The organism is Streptosporangium longisporum, assembly GCF_039534895.1.
GTDB classification, from domain to species: domain Bacteria; phylum Actinomycetota; class Actinomycetes; order Streptosporangiales; family Streptosporangiaceae; genus Streptosporangium; species Streptosporangium longisporum.
On sequence record NZ_BAAAWD010000028.1, the window covers coordinates 124,534 to 145,966 of the forward strand.

Genomic DNA, 21,433 nt, shown 5'->3' on the forward strand with positions numbered 1-21,433 from the left:
CTGGAGGCCCGGCAGGGATGCCCATGACGGACGAAGGAGGGCCGATGAACTCCCCCGAACCCCCCGAATCCCCCGAACCCCTCGCCATCATCGGGATGGCCTGCAGATTCGCCGGAGGCGTCGACTCACCGGAGGCGTTCTGGGACCTGTTGCGCGAGGGCCGCGACACCGCCGGGGAGGTGCCCCCCGACCGCTGGGAGTGGTACGCCTCCCAGGGTCACGAGTACGCCGCAGCCGTCCGGGACGTGACGCGGCGCGGCTCCTTCCTCGACGACGTGCGCGGGTTCGACGCCGAGTTCTTCGACATCACCCCGCGCGAGGCCGCGCTCATGGATCCGCAGCAGCGGATCGTGCTGGAGCTGGCCTGGGAGGCGCTGGAGCACGCGGGCATCCCGCCGCGCGACCTCGCCGGGACCGACGCCGGGGTGTTCATGGGGGTCGGTGCGGACGACTACGGCCGCAGGCTGCTGGAGGACCTGCCGCGCGTCGAGGCGTGGACCGGCATCGGCGGCGCCTACTGCGGGGTCGCCAACCGCGTCTCCTACACGCTCGACCTGCGCGGCCCGAGCATGGCGGTGGACACGGCCTGCTCGTCGTCGCTGGTCGCCGTCCACCTGGCCGCGCAGGCGCTGCGCGCCGGGGAGTGCCCGGTGGCGCTGGCCGGCGGGGTGATGGTGATGGCGGCCCCCGGGCTCTCGCTGGTGCTGGACGCGGCCGGTGCCACCGCGCCCGACGGGCGCAGCAAGTCCTTCGACGCGTCCGCGGACGGCTACGGCCGTGGCGAGGGCGGGGGCGTCGTCGTGCTGAAGCGGCTGGCCGACGCCCGGCGCGACGGTGACCGGGTGCTCGCGGTGATCCGCGGGAGTGCCGTGCACCAGGACGGCCGTACCAACGGCATCATGGCGCCCAGCGGCCGGGCGCAGGCCCACCTGATGCGCCGGGCCTACGAGGCCGCCGGCGTCGATCCGGCCACGGTGGACTACGTGGAGGCGCACGGCACCGGCACCCGGGTCGGCGACCCGCTGGAGGCCGGCGCGCTGGCCGAGGTCGTCGGCCGCGACCGGCCCCGGGAGCGTCCCTGCCTGATCGGGTCGGTGAAGCCGAACGTCGGTCACCTGGAGGCCGGTGCCGGCGTGGCCGGTGTGATCAAGACGGCGCTGGCGCTCCGGCACGGGGAGATCCCGCCGAGCCTGAACGTGACCACGCCCAACCCTGCCGTCCCGTGGGAGACCTCGGGGCTGCGGGTGGTGACCGAGCCGACCCCCTGGCCGGACACCGCGGGGCCGCGGCGCGCCGGTGTCTCCGGGTACGGCTACGGCGGCACGCTCGCGCACGTCGTCCTGGAGGAGGGGGACGCGCCCCGGCGGGAGACGGGCCGGGACGCCGGACCGGCGCTGTACCCGCTGTCCGGGGCGAGCCGTGCGGCCGTCGCCGAGTACGCGGGCCGGCTCGCCGACCTGCTCTCCCGCGAGGACGGGCCGAACACGACCGACGCGAAGGCAGGCACGACCGACGCGGAGGCGAGCACGACCGACGCGGAGGCGAGCACGACCGGCGCGAAGCCGGGCACCACCGGCGTGAGGCCTGGCACGGCCGACGTGGGGCACACCCTGGCGCGCCGGCGCACGCACCTGCCGTACCGGGCCGCCGTGGTCGCCGCCGACCGGGGACAGCTGGTCGCGCGGCTGCGGGAGCTGGCCGGACAGGGCACGGGACCGGCGACCGGGACCGTGCTGCCGGGCGCCGGGCGCGGGCTGGTCTGGGTGTTCTCCGGGCACGGCTCCCAGTGGACCGGGATGGGCCGCGAGCTGCTGGCCGGGGATCCGGTGTTCGCCGGGGTGATCGACCGCCTGGAGCCGATCTTCGCCGAGGAGATGGGCCTGTCGCCCCGCGCGGTGATCGCCGACGACGCCCCGCAGCCGGTCCACGTCGTCCAGCCGATGATCTTCGCGATGCAGGTGGCGCTCGGCGCGGTCTGGCGGGCCCGCGGGGTGCGTCCGGACGCGGTGATCGGCCACTCGGTCGGCGAGATCGCGGCGGCCGTCACCGCCGGGGTGCTCACCCTGGAGCGGGGCGCGAGGCTGGTGTGCCGGCGCTCGCTGCTGCTGCGCCGGGTGGCGGGCCGCGGCGCCATGGCCCTGGTGAACCTGCCGCCCGAGAAGGCCGAGGCGCGCATCGGCGACCGGCGCGACCTGGCCGTGGCCGTGGCCGCCTCGACGGGCTCGGCGGTGGTCTCCGGTGACATCGGGACCGTCGAGGAGCTCGCCGGCCGGTGGGGCGCCGAGGGGCTGGTCGTACGCCGCGTCGACTCCGACGTGGCCTTCCACAGCCCGCACATGGATCCGCTGCTCACCCCGCTGGCCGAGGCCGCCGCGGACCTGCCGCCCGGCCCGCCGTCGGTCCGCCTGTACAGCACGGCGCTGGAGGACCCCCGCTCGGCCGCGCCCCGCGACGGCGCCTACTGGGCGGCCAACCTGCGCGGGCAGGTACGGTTCGCCCGGGCGGTGACGGCCGCCGTCGAGGACGGGTACCGCCTGTTCGTCGAGGTCTCCCCGCACCCGGTCGTGGAGCACTCGATCGGCGAGACGCTCGACGAGCTGGGCGTCGACGACGCCTACGTGACCCACTCCCTGCGCCGCGGCAGGCCCGAGCCGGAGACCCTGCTGACCAACCTGGGCCTGCTGTACTGCCACGGCGCGGACGTCGACTGGTCGCGTGCCTGGCCGGACGGCGCGCTCACCGACCTGCCGGGACCGGCGTGGCAGCGCAGGCCCCACTGGGCGGAGGAGCCGGCCGGCCGCGCCGAGACGCTCGGGCGGCACGACCCGTCGAGCCACACGCTGCTCGGTGGCAGGAACCGCCTGAACGGCACGACCCCGGCGTGGGCGTGGCTGACCCGCCTGGACCGCGAGTCCCGCCCCTACCCCGGGCGGCATCCGGTGCGCGGGGTGGAGATCGTCCCCGCGGCCGTGCTGCTGAACACGTTCCTGGCCGCCGCCTCGTCCGCGGGGTCCCGGGCGGATCTGGCCGACGTGGCCCTGCGGGTGCCGGTCAGCCTCACCGACCCGCGCGACCTCCAGGTCGTCCTGCAGGACGGTGTCGTCCGGCTCTCCTCCCGGATCGTGGACGGCGCCGACGACGACGCCGGCTGGGTGACGCACACCACCGCGGTCGTGGAACCCCGCTCCGCCCTCCCGGCCGGTCCCGTCCTGGACGTGACGGCCGATGAGGAACTGCCGCCCGGTCACGTGATCGACCGGCTCGCCTCACTGGAGGTGGCCGAGATGGGCTTCCCCTGGGCGGTCGAAGGACTCCGGCGCGGCGACGACGGCCTGGTGTTCACGGTCCGCACCGACACCGACACCGACACCGGCACCGGTTCCGGTACGCCGCCCGCCACGTGGGCGCCGCTGCTGGACGCCGTGCTGTCGGCCGCCTCGGTGACGTTCTCCGGGCCGCCGGTCCTGCGCATGCCCGCGCGTATCCGGCGCGTCACCCTGGCGGATCGGCCGCCGGCGCGGGCGCGGGTCGTCGTCCGCGTGACCGGTGACGACACCGTCGACGTGGAGATCACCGACCTCGGCGGCACCGTGACGGGCCGGCTCACCGGCCTGCGCTACGGCCTGCCCGACGGTGACGCCCGGACCGTCACCGGCCCCCGCAGGCTGGTCCACGAGCTCGTCTGGCGGCCGGTGGAGCGCATCGGTCCCGCGGCCACCGGGGACACCGCGACCACCGGAGCCGCCGGGGAGCTCGCGGAGGTGATCCTGGTGGGCCCGGACGGCGCCCTGCGCGACCGGCTGGCCGCCCGCCTCGGCGGCTCGGGGGTCCCGTACCGCGTCGCCGCCGCGCCGGAGGAGCTGCGCGAGAGCGAGCTGACCGGTCCCCGCGCCGTCGTCGTGGTCCCGCCGGACGCCGCCCCGCGGGGGGCGGGCGAGGTGGGCGACGCGGCGGCCCGCGCCGCCTGGCTGCTGGCCCGGACCGCGCGGCGGCTGGCCGGCACCGGGAGCGCCCGTCCCGCCCGGCTGTGGTGCGTGACCGAGGGCGTGCGCGAGGGCCGTGACCCCGGCGCGCTCGCGCAGAGCGCGCTGTGGGGCCTGGGACGGGTCGTCGGCGGCGAGCACCCCGACCTGTGGGGCGGGGTCGTCGACCTCGGCCGCTCCCCGCGCGATACGGACGCCCTGGCGGAGGTCCTGCGCGGCGTCCGCGGCGAGGACGTCGTCGCGGTGCGCGACAGCGGGCTCTGGGTGCCCCGGCTGCGCCTGCCGGACGGCGAACCCGGCGTACCCGGCGGACCTGGCGGACCCGGTGAACGCGGTGAGCGTGGCGGGCCCGGTGCACCCGGTGGACTCGGCGGGCCCGGCGGGACCACTGCGGCCTGCCGGCCGGACGGCACCTACCTGGTCACCGGTGGCCTGGGCGCCCTCGGGCTGGAGGTCGCGCGGTGGCTGTCGGACCGGGGCGCGCGCCGCATCGTGCTCGCCGGCCGTACGGCCCTGCCGCCCCGCGACCGCTGGGACGACCCGGCCGATCCCGGCCTCCGGGCGAGGATCGCGGCGGTCCGTGCCCTGGAGCGGCGCGGCGTCACCGTGGTCACGGTCGCGCTGGACGTGTCCGACGCGCGGGCCGCGGCCGAGGCGCTCTCCCCCGCCGCGCTCGGGCTGCCGCCGATCCGTGGGGTCGTGCACGCCGCGGGCGTCGTCGACGACCGCGTGGTCCGGGCGCTCGACGAGGCGTCGATCCGCGCGGTGCTGAGGCCCAAGGTGGACGGCGCGCTGGTGCTGGACGCCCTGTTCCCCCCGGGGAGCGTGGACTTCTTCGTGCTGTTCTCCTCCTGCGGGCAGCTGCTCGGCCTGCCCGGCCAGGGCGCCTACGCGGCGGGCAACGCGTTCCTGGACGCGCTCGCCGCCCGCCGCCGGGCCGCAGGGGACGCCGCGACGACCAGCTTCGGCTGGACGTCCTGGCGCGGGCTGGGCATGTCCACCTCCTCGGAGGTGACCGACGCCGAGCTGGCTGCGTGCGGCACGGGCGACATCACCGCCGCCGAGGCGTTCGACGCCTGGGAGCTGGCCGAGCGGTACGGCCTGGGCTACGCGGCCGTGCTGCGGACCGTCCCGGTGGACGGTGGCGGGCGCAGGCCGCCGGTGCTGGCGGAGCTGTCACCGGAGACGCCCGGCGAGGAACCCGAGGCCGACGCCGAGGCCCCGCGCTGGGCCGGACTGAAGGGGACCGAGCTGCACGAGGTCCTCGTCGAGGAGATCCGCCTTCAGGTGGCCGCGGAGACCAAGCTCGCCGCGGCCGAGCTGGACCCGCGCCGCCCCCTGGTGGAGATGGGCCTGGAGTCGGTCATGACGGCCCGGATCCGCCGGGGGCTGGAGCGGCGCTTCCGCATCCCGCTGCCCGCGACGCTGTTCTGGGACCGGCCCACCATCGACGCGATCGCCTCCCTGCTGGCCGAACGGGTCGACGGGAGCGCACCGATCAGTGAGAGGAGCACACGATGAGGCCCGAGGGTGCCGTACCCTGGCCCGACGACCTGGCCCGCGCCTACCGCGAGGCCGGATGCTGGCGCGACCGCCCGCTGGGCTCCCTGCCGTGGGAGTGGGCGCGGGCGCGGGGCGAGAGGGTCGCGGTGGTCGACGGTGAGCACCGCCTGACCTACCGGGACCTGGCGCTGCGTTCCGACGCCCTGGCCGAGAGGCTCGCCGGGCTCGGGTTCGCCGCCGGTGACACGGTCCTGCTGCAGCTCCCCAACCGGTGGGAGTTCGTCGTGGTCACCCTGGCCTGCCTGCGGCTGGGCGTGGTGCCGGTGATGATGCTCCCGGCGCACCGCGAGCACGAGCTGGCCTCCATCGGCGCGCACGTCGGGGCCAAGGCCCTGGTCGTGCCGGACGACTGGCGCGGCTACGACCACCAGGAGCTGGCCCACCGGGTGGCGGACACGCTGCCCGGACCGGCGCGGGTGCTGGTCGTCGGCGAGAAGGTACGGCCGGGTGGCGTGGACGTGCGCGCCCTGATGCGGCCGGACGGCGACGTCGAGCGCCGGCGCCGGTGGCTGGACGAGCGGGCGCCCGACCCCGGTGACGTCGCGGTGTTCCTGCTGTCGGGGGGCACCACGGGCGTGCCCAAGGTGATCGGCCGCACGCACAACGACTACGAGTACAACTTCCGGCGCTGCGCCGAGGTGTGCGGGTTCGACGCGAGCACCGTGTACCTGGCGGTGCTCCCGGCCGCCCACAACTTCGCGCTGGCCAGCCCCGGTGTCCTGGGTGCCCTGCACGCCGGGGGCCGCGTCGTCCTGCTGCCGTCCCCCCGCCCGGAGGCGGTGTTCGCGGCCGTCGAGGCCGAGCGCGTCACCGCCACCTCCGCGGTCCCGGCCGTGGTGCTCAAGTGGGTGGAGGCGGCCGGGGACGGCGGTCACGACCTGTCCAGCCTGCGTCACGTCCACGTCGGCGGGTCGGTGCTCTCGCCGGAGGTCGCCGCGCGGATCGGCCCGGCGCTGGGCTGCCGGTTGCAGCAGGTGTACGGCATGGCCGAGGGCCTCATCTGCTACACCCCGGCCGACGCGCCCGACGAGGTGGCCCACACCACCCAGGGCTCGCCGGTCAGCCCGTACGACGAGCTGCTGGTGGTCGGGCCGGACGGGCGTCCGGTGCCGCCCGGCGAGCCGGGCGAGCTGCTCACCCGCGGCCCGTACACCCCGCGCGGCTACTTCGGGGTGCCCGCGCAGAACGCCGTCTCGTTCACCCCGGACGGCTGGTACCGCACCGGTGACCTGGTGCGGATCACGCCCGAGGGTCACGTGGTGGTCTGCGGCCGGGTCAAGGACCTGATCAACCGGGCGGGCGAGAAGGTCTCCGCCGGTGAGATCGAGACCCTGGTCCAGGAGATGCCCGAGGTGGCCGAGGCCGCCGCGGTCGCGATGCCCGACCCGGAGGTCGGCGAGCGGGTGTGCCTGTTCGTCCGCGTCCGTCCCGGCCACACGCTGACGCTCGACGACGTGGCGGGCTCACTGACGGCCCGGGGCGTGGCCGCGTTCAAGATCCCCGAAAGGCTGGAGGTGCTGGACGAGCTGCCGCACACCCCGATCGGCAAGCCCGACAAGAAGCGGCTGCTCGACCTGCTCGGCCTGCTCGCGGTACGCGGGAGGTGAGATGCGCCGGCTCCACGTCGACGTGGCGGGCGGCGGGCCCGGCGGGCTGTTCCTGGCCCGGTTGCTGATGCTGGCGGACCCGTCGTCCTCGGTGCGGGTGCACGAGCGCAACGGCTCCGACGACACCTTCGGGTTCGGCGTGGTCTTCTCCGGCCGCACGATGTCCTCGATCCGGGCTGCCGACCCCGAGACCCACGAGCTGATCCTGCGGGCCGGCGTCTCGTGGTCCGACATGGAGCTGCGGCTGCCCGGCGCTTCCCTGCGCTACGGCGGGTACGGCTTCACCGCCGTGTCCCGGCACACCCTGCTGCGCATCCTGCAGCGCCAGGCCGTCCGGGCCGGGGCGGAGGTGCGCTTCCACCGGGAGCTGCGGCTCGATCCGGACGGCGGGCCCGGACGGGTGACCGTCCTGGCGGACGGCGCCGGGTCGGCCAACCGCGGCCGGTGGGCCGGGCGGTTCGGCACCGCCGTCGAGACCGGCGCGGCCAGGTACGTCTGGTTCGGCACCGAGGCGCCGTTCGACGCGGTGACGTTCCCGTTCGTGCCCACCGAGTACGGCGTCTTCGCCGCGCACGCCTACCCGTACGGCGAGGGCCTGAGCACCTTCATCGTCGAGGCCGACGAGCGGACGTGGCGCAACGCCGGGATGGACGCCCCGGTGGAGTCGGGCCTGACCGACGACCGCTCCCGGCGGATGCTGGCCGAGGTGTTCGCCGAGCACCTCGGCGGCCGGCCGCTGATCGGCAACGGCAGCAGGTGGCACGCCTTCCGGGTGGTGCGCAACGCCCGCTGGTCGGCCGGGAACGCCGTGCTGCTGGGCGACGCCGCGCACACCGCGCACTTCTCGGTCGGCTCCGGCACCAAGCTGGCCATGGAGGACGCCATCGCGCTCGCCGACGCCCTGCAGCGGGCCGGGCGGCCGGGCGAGGCGTTCGCCGCCTACGAGGCCGTGCGCCGGGGGCCGGTCGCCCGGACCCAGACCCTGGCCGGGCGGAGCATGCGCTGGTGGGAGACGTTCGGCCGCCGGATGCACCTGCCTCCGCACCGGTTCGGCATGCACTTCATCACCCGTACCGGGGCGATCACCTATGCCGGGCTGAGCCGCCGGCACGGCGACCGGATCGCCGAGGCCGAGGCCGAGTTCGCCGCACTGGCGAGCGCCGCAGGAGTCGCGGGGACGGGCCCGCAGGGTCACGACGGGCCGGACGGGAAGGCGCCTTCGCCCTTGGACGGAGGGACGCCTTCGATTCCGGACACGACCCCGGCCGGAAACGTCTCCCTGGTCCAGGACGTCGCTCAGGTCCGGGACATGGCTTCGGTCCAGGACGTCGCCCAGGTCCGGGACGTCGCCCGGGTCCGGGACGTCGCCTCGGTGGAAGGCACGGCCCCGGTCACGGGTGCGCTGGGCCTCCCGGTCACATTGGGGCCGCTCCGGCTGCCCACCCGCGTGGCCGCGCGGCTGCCGGACGACGCGGAGGACCCGCGCCACTCCCCCACCCGCCCGACCGGCGTCTCGCTGGTCCTCGCCGACGTGCGCGACACGATGGCGAGGGTCCCCGGGGGCATCACGAGCGCGGAGAGCACCGCAGGTACGGAAAAAGCCCGGAACATCGAGGACATCGAGGACATCGTCCGCGACGCGCTGGCGAGAGCGACGACAGGGACGACGGGTGCGGTGCTCGGCATCGTCGTGTCCCCGGAGGCGGACCCCGGCGCGGTCGGCCGGGCCGCACATGCCGGCGGCGTCCGGTTCGTCGAGATCCTGCCGGACCAGGGTCTCCCCGGCCCCGCGCCGGTCACCGCGTTGCTGGACGAGGTCGGCCCGGCCACGGCCGTGTGCGCGGGCCTGCGCTGCCCGGACGAGGACGCCTGGTCCGCCGGGGCCGAGCCGCTGCTCGACCGGTGCCGCCGGCTGCGCGCGCTGGGCGTCACCGGCCTGCATCTGCACGACGCCCCGGCCGGAATCGGCTGGGAGCACCTGCTGGGCTGGGCCGACCGGATCCGGACCGAGACCGGGCTGCCGGTCCTGCTGGACGCACCGGACGGGTGGACGCCGCGCACGGACGAGACCGGCGACCACACCGGGAAGGGCGAGCGAACCGGAGGCGAGGGCAGGACCACGGATCAGGCCGGAGAGCAGATCAAGGATCGAACCCAGGACGAGGACGACTGGCCGACCCGCCTGCACGTGGCCCTGGTCAGCGGCCGGGCCGACCTGATCGTGGCCTGACCGCTGCCCGCCCCTCTCCGTGCCCGTGCAAGGCAGGAGGGGCCTGACATCGACGGCGAGCAGGCGAAAAGATCAGGACCAGGACTCCCAGGCCGCGAGGAGAACCTTCGCCGTTTCTCTGTCCATTTTGTAACCCTCGCCCGATTTTTTAATGAGGGGTGCGCGGCCGAAGGCATCACAGAACTGGTCGATGCGACGCATGGTCTCCCGGACGTCGGCCTCCGCAACTCCCATCTCTGCAGCCAGATGGCCCAAAGAGTAGGGGTGTTCCGATCTGGAGGAAAACATGTGCAGGATGTGCTGCCCATGGGGGATGTCTTCGCAGGCTTTGCTCATGACGGCGGCCTCGATGATCACTTCCTCCGAGAAGCTCCATGGCCTGGAAAGACCCGCAGGGTTCGGCGAGAAACTCTTCCGGTTCTCCATGCTTTCCCTGCTCGTCGTCGCCCTACCGCCCCCAGTTCGACAGCGTGTCGAAGTGCCCGAGCACGTCGTCCTGCGCGGGCAGCGGCCGTCCTGCCGTCACCCCGGCATCGACTCCTCCGGTCACGTGGTCCGAGGCATCGCAGGCAGGCTACTACCCCGCCCTCTTCCTCGACACGATCTCACCGGGGCGTCAGCGGTCGCCCAGGATGTGGATGAGCATGTCGGCGAACTCGATCGGGTGCGTCACGTACCCGACGTGCCCGCCCGGGAAGTCGACGACCGGCAGGCCGAGTCGTCCGGCCAGCACGGTGTTGGGCCGGTAGGGGAAGTGCTCGCGCGAGGTGCTGCCGCCGGCCAGCACCAGCCGGTCCGTGACCGTCTCCAGCGCCGCGACGTCGAGGGTAAAGGCCGGGTAGGGCAGGATCTCGTGCTCGAACCAGAAGACCTGGTTGGTACGGATGCGGGTCAGCATCGCCTCCAGCCGCTCCGGTGACGGCTGGAACTCCCGCGGGGGCCGCGTGGGCTCGGCCATGCCGGCCCGGTCGCGGAAGAACCGCATCGCCGTCTGGGCGCCGTCGCGCCGATAGATCTCGTACAGGTCGGCGTAGAAGCGCAGCCACCGCTCGGAGTCCGGCAGGACGGAGGCCAGCGGTGGCTCGTGGGCGACCAGCGTCCGGACGGCGGCCGGGTGGCGGGCGAGCAGATGGAGCGCGGTGATGGCGCCGGAGCTGCCGCCCATCACGTGGGCGGGCCCGCCGGCCAGGTGGGTGAGCAGCCGGTGGGCGTCGTCGGCGTCGGTGTCCACCCGGCGCGCGTCGTCCACCGGCTCGTCCGCCCGGCTGCGGGAGAAGCCGCGCCGGTCGTAGGTGATGACGGTGTAGCGGCCCGCCAGCGCCTCGGCCATCGGCTCGTAGGGCCCGGCGTCGCCGTTGCCGGTGGGGACGAGCAGCAGGGGCGGGCCGCTCCCGCGGACCTCGTGGTAGAGGGTCGCGCCGGGCACCGCGAGCGTGCCGGTGGTCAGCGTGCGCATGGGTCCTCCGTGGTCGTCGGCGCCGGGACGCTCATCCGCGCAGGTGCTCCGCGGTCAGCAGGGCCGCTCGTCCGCGCCGGTGCTCGGCGGTCAGCAGGGCCGCTCATGCGCGCCGGTGCTCCGCGGTCAGCCGCTCCAGCACGGGGACGACGGCGGCCGGGCTCGGCAGGGAGAGCCAGTCGTCGAGGACGGCCTGCGCGCCGCGCGCGTAGGAGACGTCGCTCACCACCTGCTCGATCATCTTGCGGATCTCGTCGACCGACTGGGCCCGGTGGTTGAGCCGGGTGCCGGCGCCCCGGCCGATCACGTACTCCGACGTGGGGGTCGCCTCCAGCTTCTTGGCGGGCAGCTCCCAGGTCGTGACGGTCTGGACGACCTCCTCACTGACGCCGAACTCGAAGCCGTTGCGGAAGGTGCCGTCCTCGATGGTGCGCGGGTCCACCTCGGAGGGGCGTACCAGGACGGTCTCCTCGGTGTCGCAGACGATCTGCGGGACCTTGAACGCGCACGCCGCGCCGAACGTGCCGATTCCTCCGTGGTGGATGACCGCCGAACAGGTCGGCAGCAGCTGGTTCAGCGAGACCCACTCGATCGCGCGCACGTTGGCGGGGAGGTCCCGGATGCCCTCGAGCTGCAGGGAGTTGAGGGTGGCGACCAGCTCGACGTCCAGGTCCTTCACGGCCTCGATGATCATCGGTGAGCGGCCCCAGTCGCCCTTGATGAACCTGCGGGTCGACTCCCCCAGCGTCAGGGCGATCCTGGGCACCCGGGGCCGCTCGCGGAGCCACTCGGGGAAGGGGACGGCGCCGTTGTAGGGCACGTAACGCATGGGGACCGTGACCGCGCTGGTCGGCAGCCTCATGCCGGGCGGCATCGGGTCGATGGACCACTGCCCGTACAGCAGCTCGTCGTCGACCTCCATCCCGTACCGCTCCGCCAGCGGCCTGAGCAGGTCGGCCTGGAGGTTCTCCGGCAGGCCGGCCGCCCGCAGCGCGTCGCGTTTCTCCGCGACCCGGTCGAAGCTCCAGCCCGGGAAGTCGGGGCCCAGCAGGAAACGGGCGTGCGCGGCCCCGCAGGCGCGCGCGGCCACCGGGCCCGAGGCGAACGTCGGGTCCCAGATCACCAGGTCGGGGCGCCAGGCGCGGGCGAAGTCGACCAGCTCCCCGGCCTCGGGCAGGTCGGTCCGCACGTAGTCGGAGATCGCGCAGAGCAGCCACTGGTGGAAGACGATCCAGTGCTCGCGCTCCTGTCCGGTCAGGCCGAGCACGTCAGCGTGGCGGAGCACCTCGTCGGGGTGCTCCGGGGGCTTGGCGTCGGGCCTGATGCGCGGCTCGACGCCGTCCGGGTCCCCCAGCGGCACCGGGGTGAGCCCGGCCGCGGTGACGGCGCCGGCGAAGGAGGCGTGGGTGGCGATACGGACCTCGTGTCCCGCGCTCTGCAGTGCCCACGCGCACGGTACGACAGGCCACAGGTGGGCGTGCGACGGATACGAGGTGAACAGGACGCGCATGGGGCTTCCCCTGTGATGTGAGGTCGGGCCGGTGTGGGTCGGGCCGGGACCGCGTTCCCGCGGTCCGGGGCGGATCGTCCGGTACGGGTCCGGAGCCGATAGTCCGGTACGGGTGTCCCGGGCGGATCGTCCGGTACGGGCGTCCGGGGCGGGCCGCCCGCTGCCGCCACGACGGACGATCCCACCGCCGCCCGCGCGCGGCATCTTCCGGCGTGCGCTCCCTCCGGCCGGGCCGTACCGAGGGAAGCGCACGCCGGAAGATGTGCCGGACCGGCGCGACCTGTGATCGTGGGCGGGACAGGTGTCGGCCCGGAACCGGGCCGGTGAGAACGTGCCCCGACGACGAGAGGACAGGTGCGTGACTACAGCGGACGTTGCCTCCGGCACTCCCGCGAGGGCCGGATGGCGCCAGTGGGCGGGCCTGGCCGTGATGTGCCTGCCGACCATGCTCACCACCGTGGACATCACCGTGATGTTCCTGGCGCTTCCGCACGTGAGCGCCGACCTGGGCGCGAGCGGGGTCGAACAGCTCTGGATCTCGGACATCTACGGCTTCATGATCGCCGGTTTCCTGGTCACGATGGGCACGCTGGGCGACCGGATCGGCCGGCGCAGGGTGCTGCTGGCCGGGGCCGCGGTGTTCGTCGCCGCCTCGCTGCTGGCCGCCTACGCGACCTCGACGCCGATGCTGATCGGCGCGCGGGCGCTGCTCGGCGTGGCCGGGGCGACGGTGGCCCCCTCCGTCCTCGCGCTGATCCGGGACATGTTCCCCGATCCCCGGCAGATGGGCACGGCCATGGCCGTGTGGGGCTCGTCCATCATGGCGGGTGTGATCCTCGGCCCCGTGGTCGGCGGCCTGCTGCTGGGCGCCTTCCGGTGGGGGTCGATCTTCCTGATGGCCGTGCCCGTCATGGGCCTGCTGCTGCTGACCGCGCCGTTCCTGGTGCCCGAGTCCCGCAACCCGCACGCGGGACGGCTGGACGTGCCGAGCGTGCTGCTCTCCCTGGGGGCGGTGCTGCCGCTCGTGTACGGGCTCAAGGAGCTGGCCCGCGGTGGCCCGGCCCCGCAGGCGGCCGCCGCGATCCTGCTGGGCGCGGCCTGCGCGCTGGTCTTCGTACGGCGGCAGCGCACGCTGGCCGACCCGCTCCTCGACCTGCGCCTGTTCGGCATCCGCGTGCTCTCCGGCACCATGGTGCTGTCGCTGATGTTCGCGTTCGTCATGGGCGGGACCGGCCTGGTGGTGACGCTGTTCCTGCAGCTCGTCCAGGGGTACTCGCCCTCGGGCGTGGCGCTGTGGATGGTGCTCCCGGCCGTGGTCATGATCGTGATGGGCAACGTGGCCGGCGCGGTCGCGCGGGTCGTGCGCCCGGCGTACCTGATCGCCGCCGGAGCCGTGCTCGCGGCGGCCGGGATGGTGGTGCTCACGCGGGTGGGCGCCTCCGGCGACATGCCGCTCCTGATGACCGGCCTGGTCATGGTCTACGCCGGTGGCAGCCCGATCACCGTGCTGAGCCCCCTGCTGGTCATGACGTCGGCGCCGCCGGAACGCGCCGGCTCGGCAGGGTCGCTGCAGTCCACCGGGAGCGAGTTCGGCACCGCGATGGGGGTGGCCGTCCTGGGCCTGGTGGCCACCGCGGCCTACCGCGCCGGCGTCACCGTGCCCGATGAGGTGCCCGGCGAGGCGGCCCAGGCCGCTCGCGAGAGCATCAGCGGGGCGGTGCTCACCGCGCAGCGGTTCCCCGGACAGGCCGGTGGCGAGCTGCTCGCCTCCGCCCGGGACGCCTTCACCTCCGGGCTGCACGTCACCGCGATCGTCACGGCGGTCGTCTTCCTCGGTCTCGCCGCCGTCGCCCTGGCCGGCCTGCGGAAGGTCCCGCCCACCGGCGCGGCACAGGCCGGCGGCCCGCAAGAGGCGGGCACCTCCCCGGCCGCGGAGGCCGCACAGACCGCGCAGACCGGTGCCGGAACGCCCGGGGAGACCGCGCAGACCGGTGCCGGGACGCCTGAGGAGGCGGGCGCCGGAAGGCCGGAAGACGACCGGGCCGGGAGGCCGGAAGACGCCGGCGCGTCAGGGCAGGCGCGGGCCCCCGAGGGCGCCAGCGAGATGTCCGTGCGCTGAGATCCGGGCACGCGGGCCGGCGCGACCGGCCCGCGTGACGGCCCGCGCACGCCGCTCTCAGGGAATCTTCGGAGTCGCTCATGAAAGCCCTTGTTCTGTCGGGCGGGTCGGGAACGCGCCTTCGCCCCTTCAGTTACTCCATGCCGAAGCAGCTCATCCCCGTCGCCGGCCGGCCGGTCCTGGAGCACGTCCTGGACGACATCCGGGGACTGGGGGTGAGGGAGGTCGGCATCGTGGTGGGCACGTGGTCGCCGGAGATCGAGCGGGCGATCGGCGACGGGTCCCGCCTGGGACTGCGCGTGACCTACATCCGGCAGGAGCGGCCGCTGGGCCTGGCGCACTGCGTCAGGCTGGGACGGCCGTTCCTCGGCGACGACGACTTCGTGATGTACCTGGGCGACAACATGCTGCCCGACGGGGTCGCCGACATCGCCGCGTCCTTCCGGGCCGGACGCCCGGCCGCGCAGGTGGTGGTGCAGAGGGTGGCCGACCCCCGGGCGTTCGGCGTCGCGGAGGTCGAGCCGGACGGCACCGTGCGGCGCCTGGTCGAGAAGCCCCGCCACCCGCGTAGTGACCTGGCGCTCGTCGGCGTCTACTTCTTCACCCCGGCCGTCCACGCGGCGGCCGAGGCCGTCGCTCCCGGTGCCCGCGGCGAGCTGGAGATCACCGACGCGATCCAGCTGCTGATCGACCGCGGCGCCACGGTCAGGGCCGGCGTGTACGGCGGCTACTGGAAGGACACCGGGCGGATCGAGGACGTGCTCGAGTGCAACCGCCACCTGCTGGGCGGGCTCCGTACCGAGATCGCCGGACAGGTCGACCCCCTGAGCAGCCTGTCGGGCCCGGTGGTGGTGGCGCCGGGAGCCCGCGTGGTGCGGTCCCGGATCGTCGGCCCGGTGATCGTCGGTCCGGGCACCCTGGTCGAGGACAGCCGGATCGGGCCGGACGTCTCCCTGGGTGCCGGCTGCGTGCTCCGCGGCACCGGCCTGTCGGGCTCCATCGTCATGGACGAGGCCTCCATCTCGGGGATCGACCGGCTGCAGGACTCCCTGATCGGCCGGGCCGCCGTCATCGCGCCCCGCCGCGACGAGATCCGCCACCGCCTCGTCATCGGCGACCACACGCGCGTCGAGATCGCGGCGTGATAGGAGTCGGGAGGCGTCCCGCCCCAGGTGACGGAGAGGACAGAGAGAAAGGATGCTCATGAGGGAACCTGTGGCCGAACGGAACCTCGACGGGTACGGCGCGCCGCCGATCCCCTGGAAGCAGGTGCTGGAGGGCCTCGACGACGGCTTCTCGCAGGTACCGGGCTCGGGCGGTCCCGGCCGGTACACCTGCTGGCTGACGACGGTCTGCCCGGACGGCAGGCCGCACGTCATGCCGCTGGGAGCGCTCTGGTGGGAGGGCGCCTTTCACTTCACCACCGGTCCGGGCACCCGCAAGGGCAGGAACCTCGCGCACGACCCGCGCTGCGCCGTCACGGTCGCCCTGAAGGAGTTCGACCTCGTCGTGGAGGGGCGGGCGGAGCGGGTGACCGGGGACGATCGGCTGCACGGGATCGCCGCGGCGTACGCGGCGCAGGGCTGGGAACCGTCCGTCCGCGACGGCGCCCTGTACGCCGAGTACAGCGCCCCGAGCGCGGGACCGCCCCCGTGGTACGTGTACGAGGTGGTCCCGGACAAGGTGTTCGCCCTGGGCACCGCGGCACCGTACGGCGCGACCAGGTGGAACTTCTGACGGCTCCGCGGTTTCGCGGTTTCGCGGTTTCGCGGTTCCGCCGCCACGACGGTCACGGCCGGGGTCCCTCGCGAGGGACCCCGGCCGTCGTCGCTCATCCGATCACTCGTCGCGCATCCGATGCGACGCCTCCCCCTGTCGCGACGCCCCGGCCGGCCGCGGCACCTGACCCTGTCGTGACGCCTCACCGTTCGTGACGCGCCGCCCGGTCCCGGCCCGTCACCCGACGGTGACGGGGAAGGTGTCGTGACCCCGTACCAGCCAGCGGTCGCGGTAGTCGGCGGGCCCGGCGGCGGTGACGGCCGGGAAGCGGCGCAGCAGCATGGGCAGCGCGATCCGTGCCTCCAGGCGGGCCAGGGCCGCCCCCAGGCAGAAGTGGGCGCCGCCGCCGAAGCTCAGCGGCTGGTTGTCCGGCCTTCCCGGGTCGAAGACGTCCGGCCGGTCGAAACGACGCGGGTCCCGGTTCCCGGCGGCCAGCATGACCACCACCTTGGTGCCCGCGGGGACGCGCGTCCCCAGCAGGTCGGCGTCGGTGACGGCCCAGCGGGTGGTGGCCTGGACGGGCGGCTCGAACCGCAGGCACTCCTCCACGTAGCCCTCGGCGAATCCGGGCTCCGCGGCGAGCCTCGCGGCCGCGTCCGGGTGCTCCAGCGCCAGCTTCAGGCCGTGTCCCAGCAGGTGGGTGGTGGTGTCGAAGCCGGCCGACAGCAGCAGGACGAGGTTGGCCGTCAGCTCGTGCTCGCCGAGCCGGCTCCCGTCGGTGTCGTGCACCCGCACCAGGTCGCTGACGAGGTCGTCGGCCGGCTCCCGGCGCCGGTGGGCGATCAGCGTGGTGAAGTACGCCGACAGCTCGTCCATGGCCTTGTCCGCCGTACCGAGCACGGACGGGTCGGTGGTGCCCTCCAGCGCGAGCGTCACGTCGGCCGCGGCGGCGCGGAACCAGCCCTGGTCGTCCTCGGGGACGCCGAGCAGGGCGCCGATCACCCCGACGGGCAGGCGGAAGGCGAACTCCCGCATGAAGTCCACCGGGGCTCCGCCCGCGCCGAGCTCGGCCACCCGGTCGAGCAACCGGCCGGTCATGCGCTCGATCGCCGGCCCGAGCGCCGTCACCCGGCGGAACGTGAACGCGCCGCTGACCAGGCGCCGCAGCCGCGTGTGGTCGGGCGGGTTGGTGTACAGCATGGAGCCGGTCCATCCCCGCAGGGAGGAGTGGGAGCGCCAGCCCGGCAGGTCCCGGTCGTAGCTTTCGGCGTCCTGCACCTGGAGCCACGGTTCCCGCAGGGCTCGCGCGCACACCGCGTGGCCGACCGCGGCCATCAGGCCGGGTCTGACGGTCACCAGGTCCCCGTGGGCGCGCAGTGCCTCGTAACGGGGGTAGGGGTCGCGGCGTCCGTCCGGGGACAGCAACGCCGCCATCGCCTCCTCGGGGGAGGCCGCCGCCCGCTCGGTCATGATCCTCCTCTCCCTCGGTCGTCTCGCCCTTCCCCGAGCCGCTCGGGGACCGGGCCTTCCTCGGACGTCCCGGTGCGGGAGCGGCCGGGTCGTGCCGCCGTCCCGGCACCCGCCGGAGACTCATCGGGCCGCCCGGCCGGTTCGTACCGGCCGGGCCGCCTGATCGGCCCCCGCCGGGGGTGATCCGAGGCGGGGGCCGGCCCGATCGGGCCGGCCCCCGCCCGGGTCTCAGCCCGCGGACTTCGTGGACGTGCTGGACGTGGCGGACCGGGAGCCCCGGGACCGCACGTGGCGCCGGAGGTACTCGGCCGTGATCGAGTCAGTGGACCCGACGAGGTCGCCGGGGGTGCCGGTGAAGACGACCCGTCCCCCGTCGTGGCCGCCCTCGGGGCCCAGGTCGATCACCCAGTCGGCCTGCCGGACGACGTCGAGGTGGTGCTCGACGACCACGACCGTGTTCCCCTCGTCGACGATGCGGTCCAGCAGGGCCATGAGGGTGTCGACGTCGGACAGGTGCAGCCCGGTGGTGGGCTCGTCGAGGACGTAGATCTCCCCGGTGCGGCCGAGCCGGTCGGCGAGCTTGATGCGCTGCAGCTCACCTCCGGACAGCGAGCTGAGCGGCTGCCCGAGGGTGAGGTATCCCAGGCCGACGTCGATGAGGGCCTGGGCCTTGGCGCGCAGGGCCTTCTCGGTGAAGAACTCCGCGGCCGTCCCGGCCGGCATCTCCAGCACGTCGGCGATGGAGGCGTCGCGCAGCCGGTGGGCCAGCACCTCCTCCTTGAACCGCCGGCCCCGGCAGGTCTCGCAGTGGACGGTGACCGGGTCGGCGAAGGCCAGCTCGGTGATGATGACGCCGCGTCCCTGGCACTCCTCGCAGGCGCCCTTGGAGTTGAAGCTGAACAGTCCCGCGTCGACGCCGCCGGCCTTGGCGAACAGCTTGCGGATCGGGTCCATCATGCCGAGGTAGGTGGCGGGCGTGGACCGGGAGGACGCGGCGATCGGTGACTGGTCGACGAAGACCGCCTCCGGCCGGCTCGCGCGGAACACCTCGCCGATCAGGGTGCTCTTGCCCGCTCCGGCCACGCCGGTGACGGCCGTCAGCACCCCGGCGGGGATCGTCACGGTCACGTTCTTCAGGTTGTGCAGGTCGGCGCCCTCGATCCGCAGCTCTCCCCGCGGCGTGCGGACGTCCTTCTTGATCTCGGCCTTGACGCCCAGCGCGCGGCCGGTGGCGGTGCCGGACCCGCGCAGGCTCTTGAGGTCGCCGGAGAAGACGATCTCACCTCCGTGGGCGCCCGCGCCGGGGCCGACGTCGACGACGTGGTCGGCGACGGCGATCACGTCGGGGTCGTGCTCGACGACCAGCACCGTGTTGCCCTGGTCGCGCAGCGCGCGGAGCTGCTCGGTGAGCCGCTCCACGTCACGCGGGTGCAGGCCGACGCTCGGCTCGTCGAAGATGTACGTCAGGCCGGTCAGCTCGCTGCCCAGGTGCCGGACCATCTTCAGCCGCTGCCCCTCACCGCCGGAGAGCGTGGGCGTGGGGCGGTCCAGGCTGAGGTAGCCGAGCCCGATCGCGACGATGCGCTCCAGGGCCGCGGCGATCGGGACGGCCACCGGGTCGTCGATCCCGGTCAGCTCCTTGCGCAGGTCGGTGATCTGCATGGAGCACCACTCGGCGATGTTGCGGCCGTTGATCCGGGTGGCGAGCGCGGCGGCGTTCAGCCGGGCGCCCTCGCAGGCCGGGCAGACGCCGCTGTTCATGAACCGTTCGACGGTCTCGCGCCGCTTCGCGCTCAGCGCGGACAGGTCTCGCTTGAGGTTGAGCCGGGTGAAGCGGTCGATGACGCCCTCGTAGTCGGTCTGGAAGGAGACGTTCTTCGTCTTGACCTTGATCTTGGGCCCGCCGGTGCCGTGGAGCAGGTCGTCCCACTCCTTGCCGGTGAAGTCCTTCAGCGGCTTGGCCGGGTCGAATCGGCCGGAGTTGACCCAGATCTGCCAGTCGGGGCTGCCCACCTTGTACTCGGGGTACTGGATCGCCCCGTCCTGGAGGGACTTGGAGCGGTCGAAGAACAGCTCCAGGTCGACCTGGACGGTGCGGCCCAGGCCCTCGCACTCCGGGCACATGCCGGCCGGGTCGTTGAAGGAGTACGACGAGACCCGGCCGTCGGGTCCCTCGTGCCGGGCGAACAGGGCACGAACCATGGAGTAGACGTCGGTCATCGTCCCCACGGTGGAGCGGGCGTCGCCGCCCACCGGCTTCTGGTCGACGATCACCGGAGGGGTGAGGTTCTCGACGGCGTCGGCCTGCGGCCGTTCGTACTTCGGCAGCTGGTTGCGGATGAACCAGGGGAACGTCGCGTTGAGCCGGCGTTGCGCCTCGACGCCCACGGTGTCGAAGACGAGCGACGACTTGCCCGAGCCCGACACCCCGGTGAACACGGTGATCTTGTTCTTCGGGATCGTCAGGGAGACGTTCTTGAGGTTGTGCACCCGCGCTCCGGTGATCCGGATAACGTCCTGCTCCGCCATCGGCTGCCCTGCCCTTCGTGTCGTTCCGCGCGACCGCCGCCCGGCCGTCATCCGGCCGCGACCGCCGCCTCGGTGCCGGTCCTTCCGGCTCGTCCTTCCTGTCCTGCCTGTCCTTGTGCCGCGGCTGCCCCGTCCCGTCCGGTACGGCCGGTGTCCTCCTCCGGCCGGGGCGCGGGGCGCCGCGCGGCGGTGAACTCGATGACCGACAGCCGTCCGGCCGGGTGCACCGCCACCGCCTCCAGCCCGGCGTCCGCCGCCAGCGCGGCCAGTTCGGCGGCGCGGCGTTCCTTCCCGCCGTAGTAGGCGAGCATCCGCAGGTCCATGGCGGTGTGCGGCGACTCGCCGTCCGGGCCGATCCGCTCGATGACGAAGACCGAGCCGTCGTCGCCGGCCGCCTCCGCGCAGCGGCGCAGGATGGTCCGTGCCGCCTCGTCGTCCCAGTCGTGGACGACCGACGAGAGCAGGTATCCCCCGCGTCCGCGCGGCAGCGGCTCGAAGAAGCTTCCGGGGACGACGTCGCCCCGGTCGGCGAGCCCGGCCTCGGCCAGCGCCTTGCGGGCGGTCTCCGCGGTGCCGGGCAGGTCCACGACGGTCCCCCGCAGGGCGGGGAACCGGGTCAGCAGCGCGATCATGAGCGTGCCGTCGCCGCCGCCGACGTCGACGACGTGGCCCAGCGCTCCCCAGTCGTGAGCCGACACGATCTCACCGGCCCGCTCGACGGCGTCGGCCCCCATCCGCGCGTCGAAGGAGGCGGCCAGGGCCGGGTCCGCGGCCAGGTCGTCCCAGAAGGGGCGGCCGAACTGCACGGGGTAGGCGGCCTCGCCCGTGCGCACGCTGTGCAGGAGCCGGACGAGGCTGAGCTCGGCGCGGCCGACCGCGCCGTCGATGTCCAGCATGTCCCGCAGGTGGGCGGGGTGGCCGTCGCGCAGCGGCTCGCCCAGCGGGGTCAGCGCGTACCGCCCGTCGTCGTCCCGGGACAGCACGCCCTTGGCGGCCAGGTGCCGCAGCACGCGCTCCAGCGCATCGGCGTGCGCGCCGGTCTGCTCGGCGAGTTCCCGCGCGCTCCGGGGCTCGGCGGCCACCCGGTCGGCGATGCGCAGCGTGGCGGCCACCCGGATCGCCATCGGGGTTCCCAGGTGCGCGAGCGACCACAGCCTGGCGCTCATGTCGGCCTTGTCCGACACCGCGTCCTCCTTGATCCTTCACGCGGCGAAGGCCGCGCCGCCCGTCCCTCACGGCCGGCGGGC

General features: G+C 74.3%; 12 protein-coding genes. 6 read left to right on the top strand and 6 right to left on the bottom strand.

What is annotated here, in order from left to right:
• Positions 1–44: 44 nt before the first annotated feature.
• Genes ABD832_RS38520 through ABD832_RS38530 form a run of 3 tightly spaced genes read left to right on the top strand, consistent with a single transcriptional unit; the run spans position 45 to position 9,383 of the window.
• Complete coding sequence (locus tag ABD832_RS38520) at positions 45–5,504, top strand: type I polyketide synthase (RefSeq protein WP_344906549.1); 5,460 nt, start codon at positions 45–47, stop codon at positions 5,502–5,504.
• Entirely contained in the window at positions 5,501–7,153 is a 1,653-nt protein-coding gene (locus tag ABD832_RS38525; RefSeq protein WP_344906552.1) for a (2,3-dihydroxybenzoyl)adenylate synthase, read from the top strand. The genes ABD832_RS38520 and ABD832_RS38525 overlap by 4 nt, the downstream gene beginning before the upstream one ends.
• A gap of 1 nt (position 7,154) precedes the next feature.
• Entirely contained in the window at positions 7,155–9,383 is a 2,229-nt protein-coding gene (locus ABD832_RS38530; protein ID WP_344906555.1) for an FAD-dependent monooxygenase, read from the top strand.
• Positions 9,384–9,455: 72 nt separating this feature from the next.
• Here ABD832_RS38530 and ABD832_RS38535 read toward each other — a convergent pair whose 3' ends face one another.
• The 3 genes from ABD832_RS38535 to ABD832_RS38545 form a co-directional block, all read right to left on the bottom strand.
• The gene (locus tag ABD832_RS38535) at positions 9,456–9,809 is read right to left on the bottom strand and encodes a hypothetical protein (RefSeq protein ID WP_344906558.1); all 354 of its coding nucleotides are present in this window, start codon (positions 9,807–9,809) and stop codon (positions 9,456–9,458) included.
• A gap of 190 nt (positions 9,810–9,999) precedes the next feature.
• Positions 10,000–10,839 (bottom strand): alpha/beta fold hydrolase, encoded by an 840-nt coding sequence (locus ABD832_RS38540; protein WP_344906561.1) that lies wholly within the window; start codon positions 10,837–10,839, stop codon positions 10,000–10,002.
• Positions 10,840–10,942: 103 nt separating this feature from the next.
• On the bottom strand, positions 10,943–12,349 hold the full coding sequence (locus tag ABD832_RS38545; RefSeq protein WP_344906565.1) for a nucleotide disphospho-sugar-binding domain-containing protein: 1,407 nt from the start codon (positions 12,347–12,349) through the stop codon (positions 10,943–10,945).
• Between the two features lie 358 nt (positions 12,350–12,707).
• On the opposite strand from ABD832_RS38545, the gene ABD832_RS38550 reads away from it, so the two are divergent.
• The 3 genes from ABD832_RS38550 to ABD832_RS38560 all read left to right on the top strand — a co-directional run bounded on the left by ABD832_RS38550 (position 12,708) and on the right by ABD832_RS38560 (position 16,205).
• Positions 12,708–14,468, top strand: coding sequence for an MFS transporter (locus ABD832_RS38550; RefSeq protein ID WP_344906569.1), 1,761 nt, complete (start codon positions 12,708–12,710; stop codon positions 14,466–14,468).
• A gap of 80 nt (positions 14,469–14,548) precedes the next feature.
• Complete coding sequence (locus tag ABD832_RS38555) at positions 14,549–15,613, top strand: glucose-1-phosphate thymidylyltransferase (protein WP_344906572.1); 1,065 nt, start codon at positions 14,549–14,551, stop codon at positions 15,611–15,613.
• A 58-nt stretch (positions 15,614–15,671) separates the two neighbouring features.
• The gene (locus ABD832_RS38560) at positions 15,672–16,205 is read left to right on the top strand and encodes a pyridoxamine 5'-phosphate oxidase family protein (protein WP_344906575.1); all 534 of its coding nucleotides are present in this window, start codon (positions 15,672–15,674) and stop codon (positions 16,203–16,205) included.
• Positions 16,206–16,424: 219 nt separating this feature from the next.
• Here the strand turns inward: ABD832_RS38560 and ABD832_RS38565 are convergent, their stop codons facing one another.
• From ABD832_RS38565 to ABD832_RS38575, 3 genes are all read right to left on the bottom strand, one after another.
• The gene (locus ABD832_RS38565; RefSeq protein WP_344906578.1) at positions 16,425–17,657 is read right to left on the bottom strand and encodes a cytochrome P450; all 1,233 of its coding nucleotides are present in this window, start codon (positions 17,655–17,657) and stop codon (positions 16,425–16,427) included.
• A gap of 228 nt (positions 17,658–17,885) precedes the next feature.
• Complete coding sequence (locus ABD832_RS38570) at positions 17,886–20,186, bottom strand: ATP-binding cassette domain-containing protein (RefSeq protein WP_344906581.1); 2,301 nt, start codon at positions 20,184–20,186, stop codon at positions 17,886–17,888.
• A gap of 47 nt (positions 20,187–20,233) precedes the next feature.
• Complete coding sequence (locus ABD832_RS38575; RefSeq protein WP_344906585.1) at positions 20,234–21,370, bottom strand: methyltransferase; 1,137 nt, start codon at positions 21,368–21,370, stop codon at positions 20,234–20,236.
• Between the last annotated feature and the right edge of the window lie 63 nt (positions 21,371–21,433).

Bases quoted from the DNA above. Each gene is read 5' to 3' on its own strand.
- ABD832_RS38535 (WP_344906558.1), bottom strand. From the start codon at position 9,809: ATGGAGAACCGGAAGAGTTTCTCGCCGAACCCTGCGGGTCTTTCCAGG.
- ABD832_RS38540 (WP_344906561.1), bottom strand. From the start codon at position 10,839: ATGCGCACGCTGACCACCGGCACGCTCGCGGTGCCCGGCGCGACCCTC.
- ABD832_RS38520 (WP_344906549.1), top strand. From the start codon at position 45: ATGAACTCCCCCGAACCCCCCGAATCCCCCGAACCCCTCGCCATCATC.
- ABD832_RS38565 (WP_344906578.1), bottom strand. From the start codon at position 17,657: ATGACCGAGCGGGCGGCGGCCTCCCCCGAGGAGGCGATGGCGGCGTTG.
- ABD832_RS38570 (WP_344906581.1), bottom strand. From the start codon at position 20,186: ATGGCGGAGCAGGACGTTATCCGGATCACCGGAGCGCGGGTGCACAAC.
- ABD832_RS38560 (WP_344906575.1), top strand. From the start codon at position 15,672: ATGAGGGAACCTGTGGCCGAACGGAACCTCGACGGGTACGGCGCGCCG.
- ABD832_RS38525 (WP_344906552.1), top strand. From the start codon at position 5,501: ATGAGGCCCGAGGGTGCCGTACCCTGGCCCGACGACCTGGCCCGCGCC.
- ABD832_RS38545 (WP_344906565.1), bottom strand. From the start codon at position 12,349: ATGCGCGTCCTGTTCACCTCGTATCCGTCGCACGCCCACCTGTGGCCT.
- ABD832_RS38530 (WP_344906555.1), top strand. From the start codon at position 7,155: ATGCGCCGGCTCCACGTCGACGTGGCGGGCGGCGGGCCCGGCGGGCTG.
- ABD832_RS38555 (WP_344906572.1), top strand. From the start codon at position 14,549: ATGAAAGCCCTTGTTCTGTCGGGCGGGTCGGGAACGCGCCTTCGCCCC.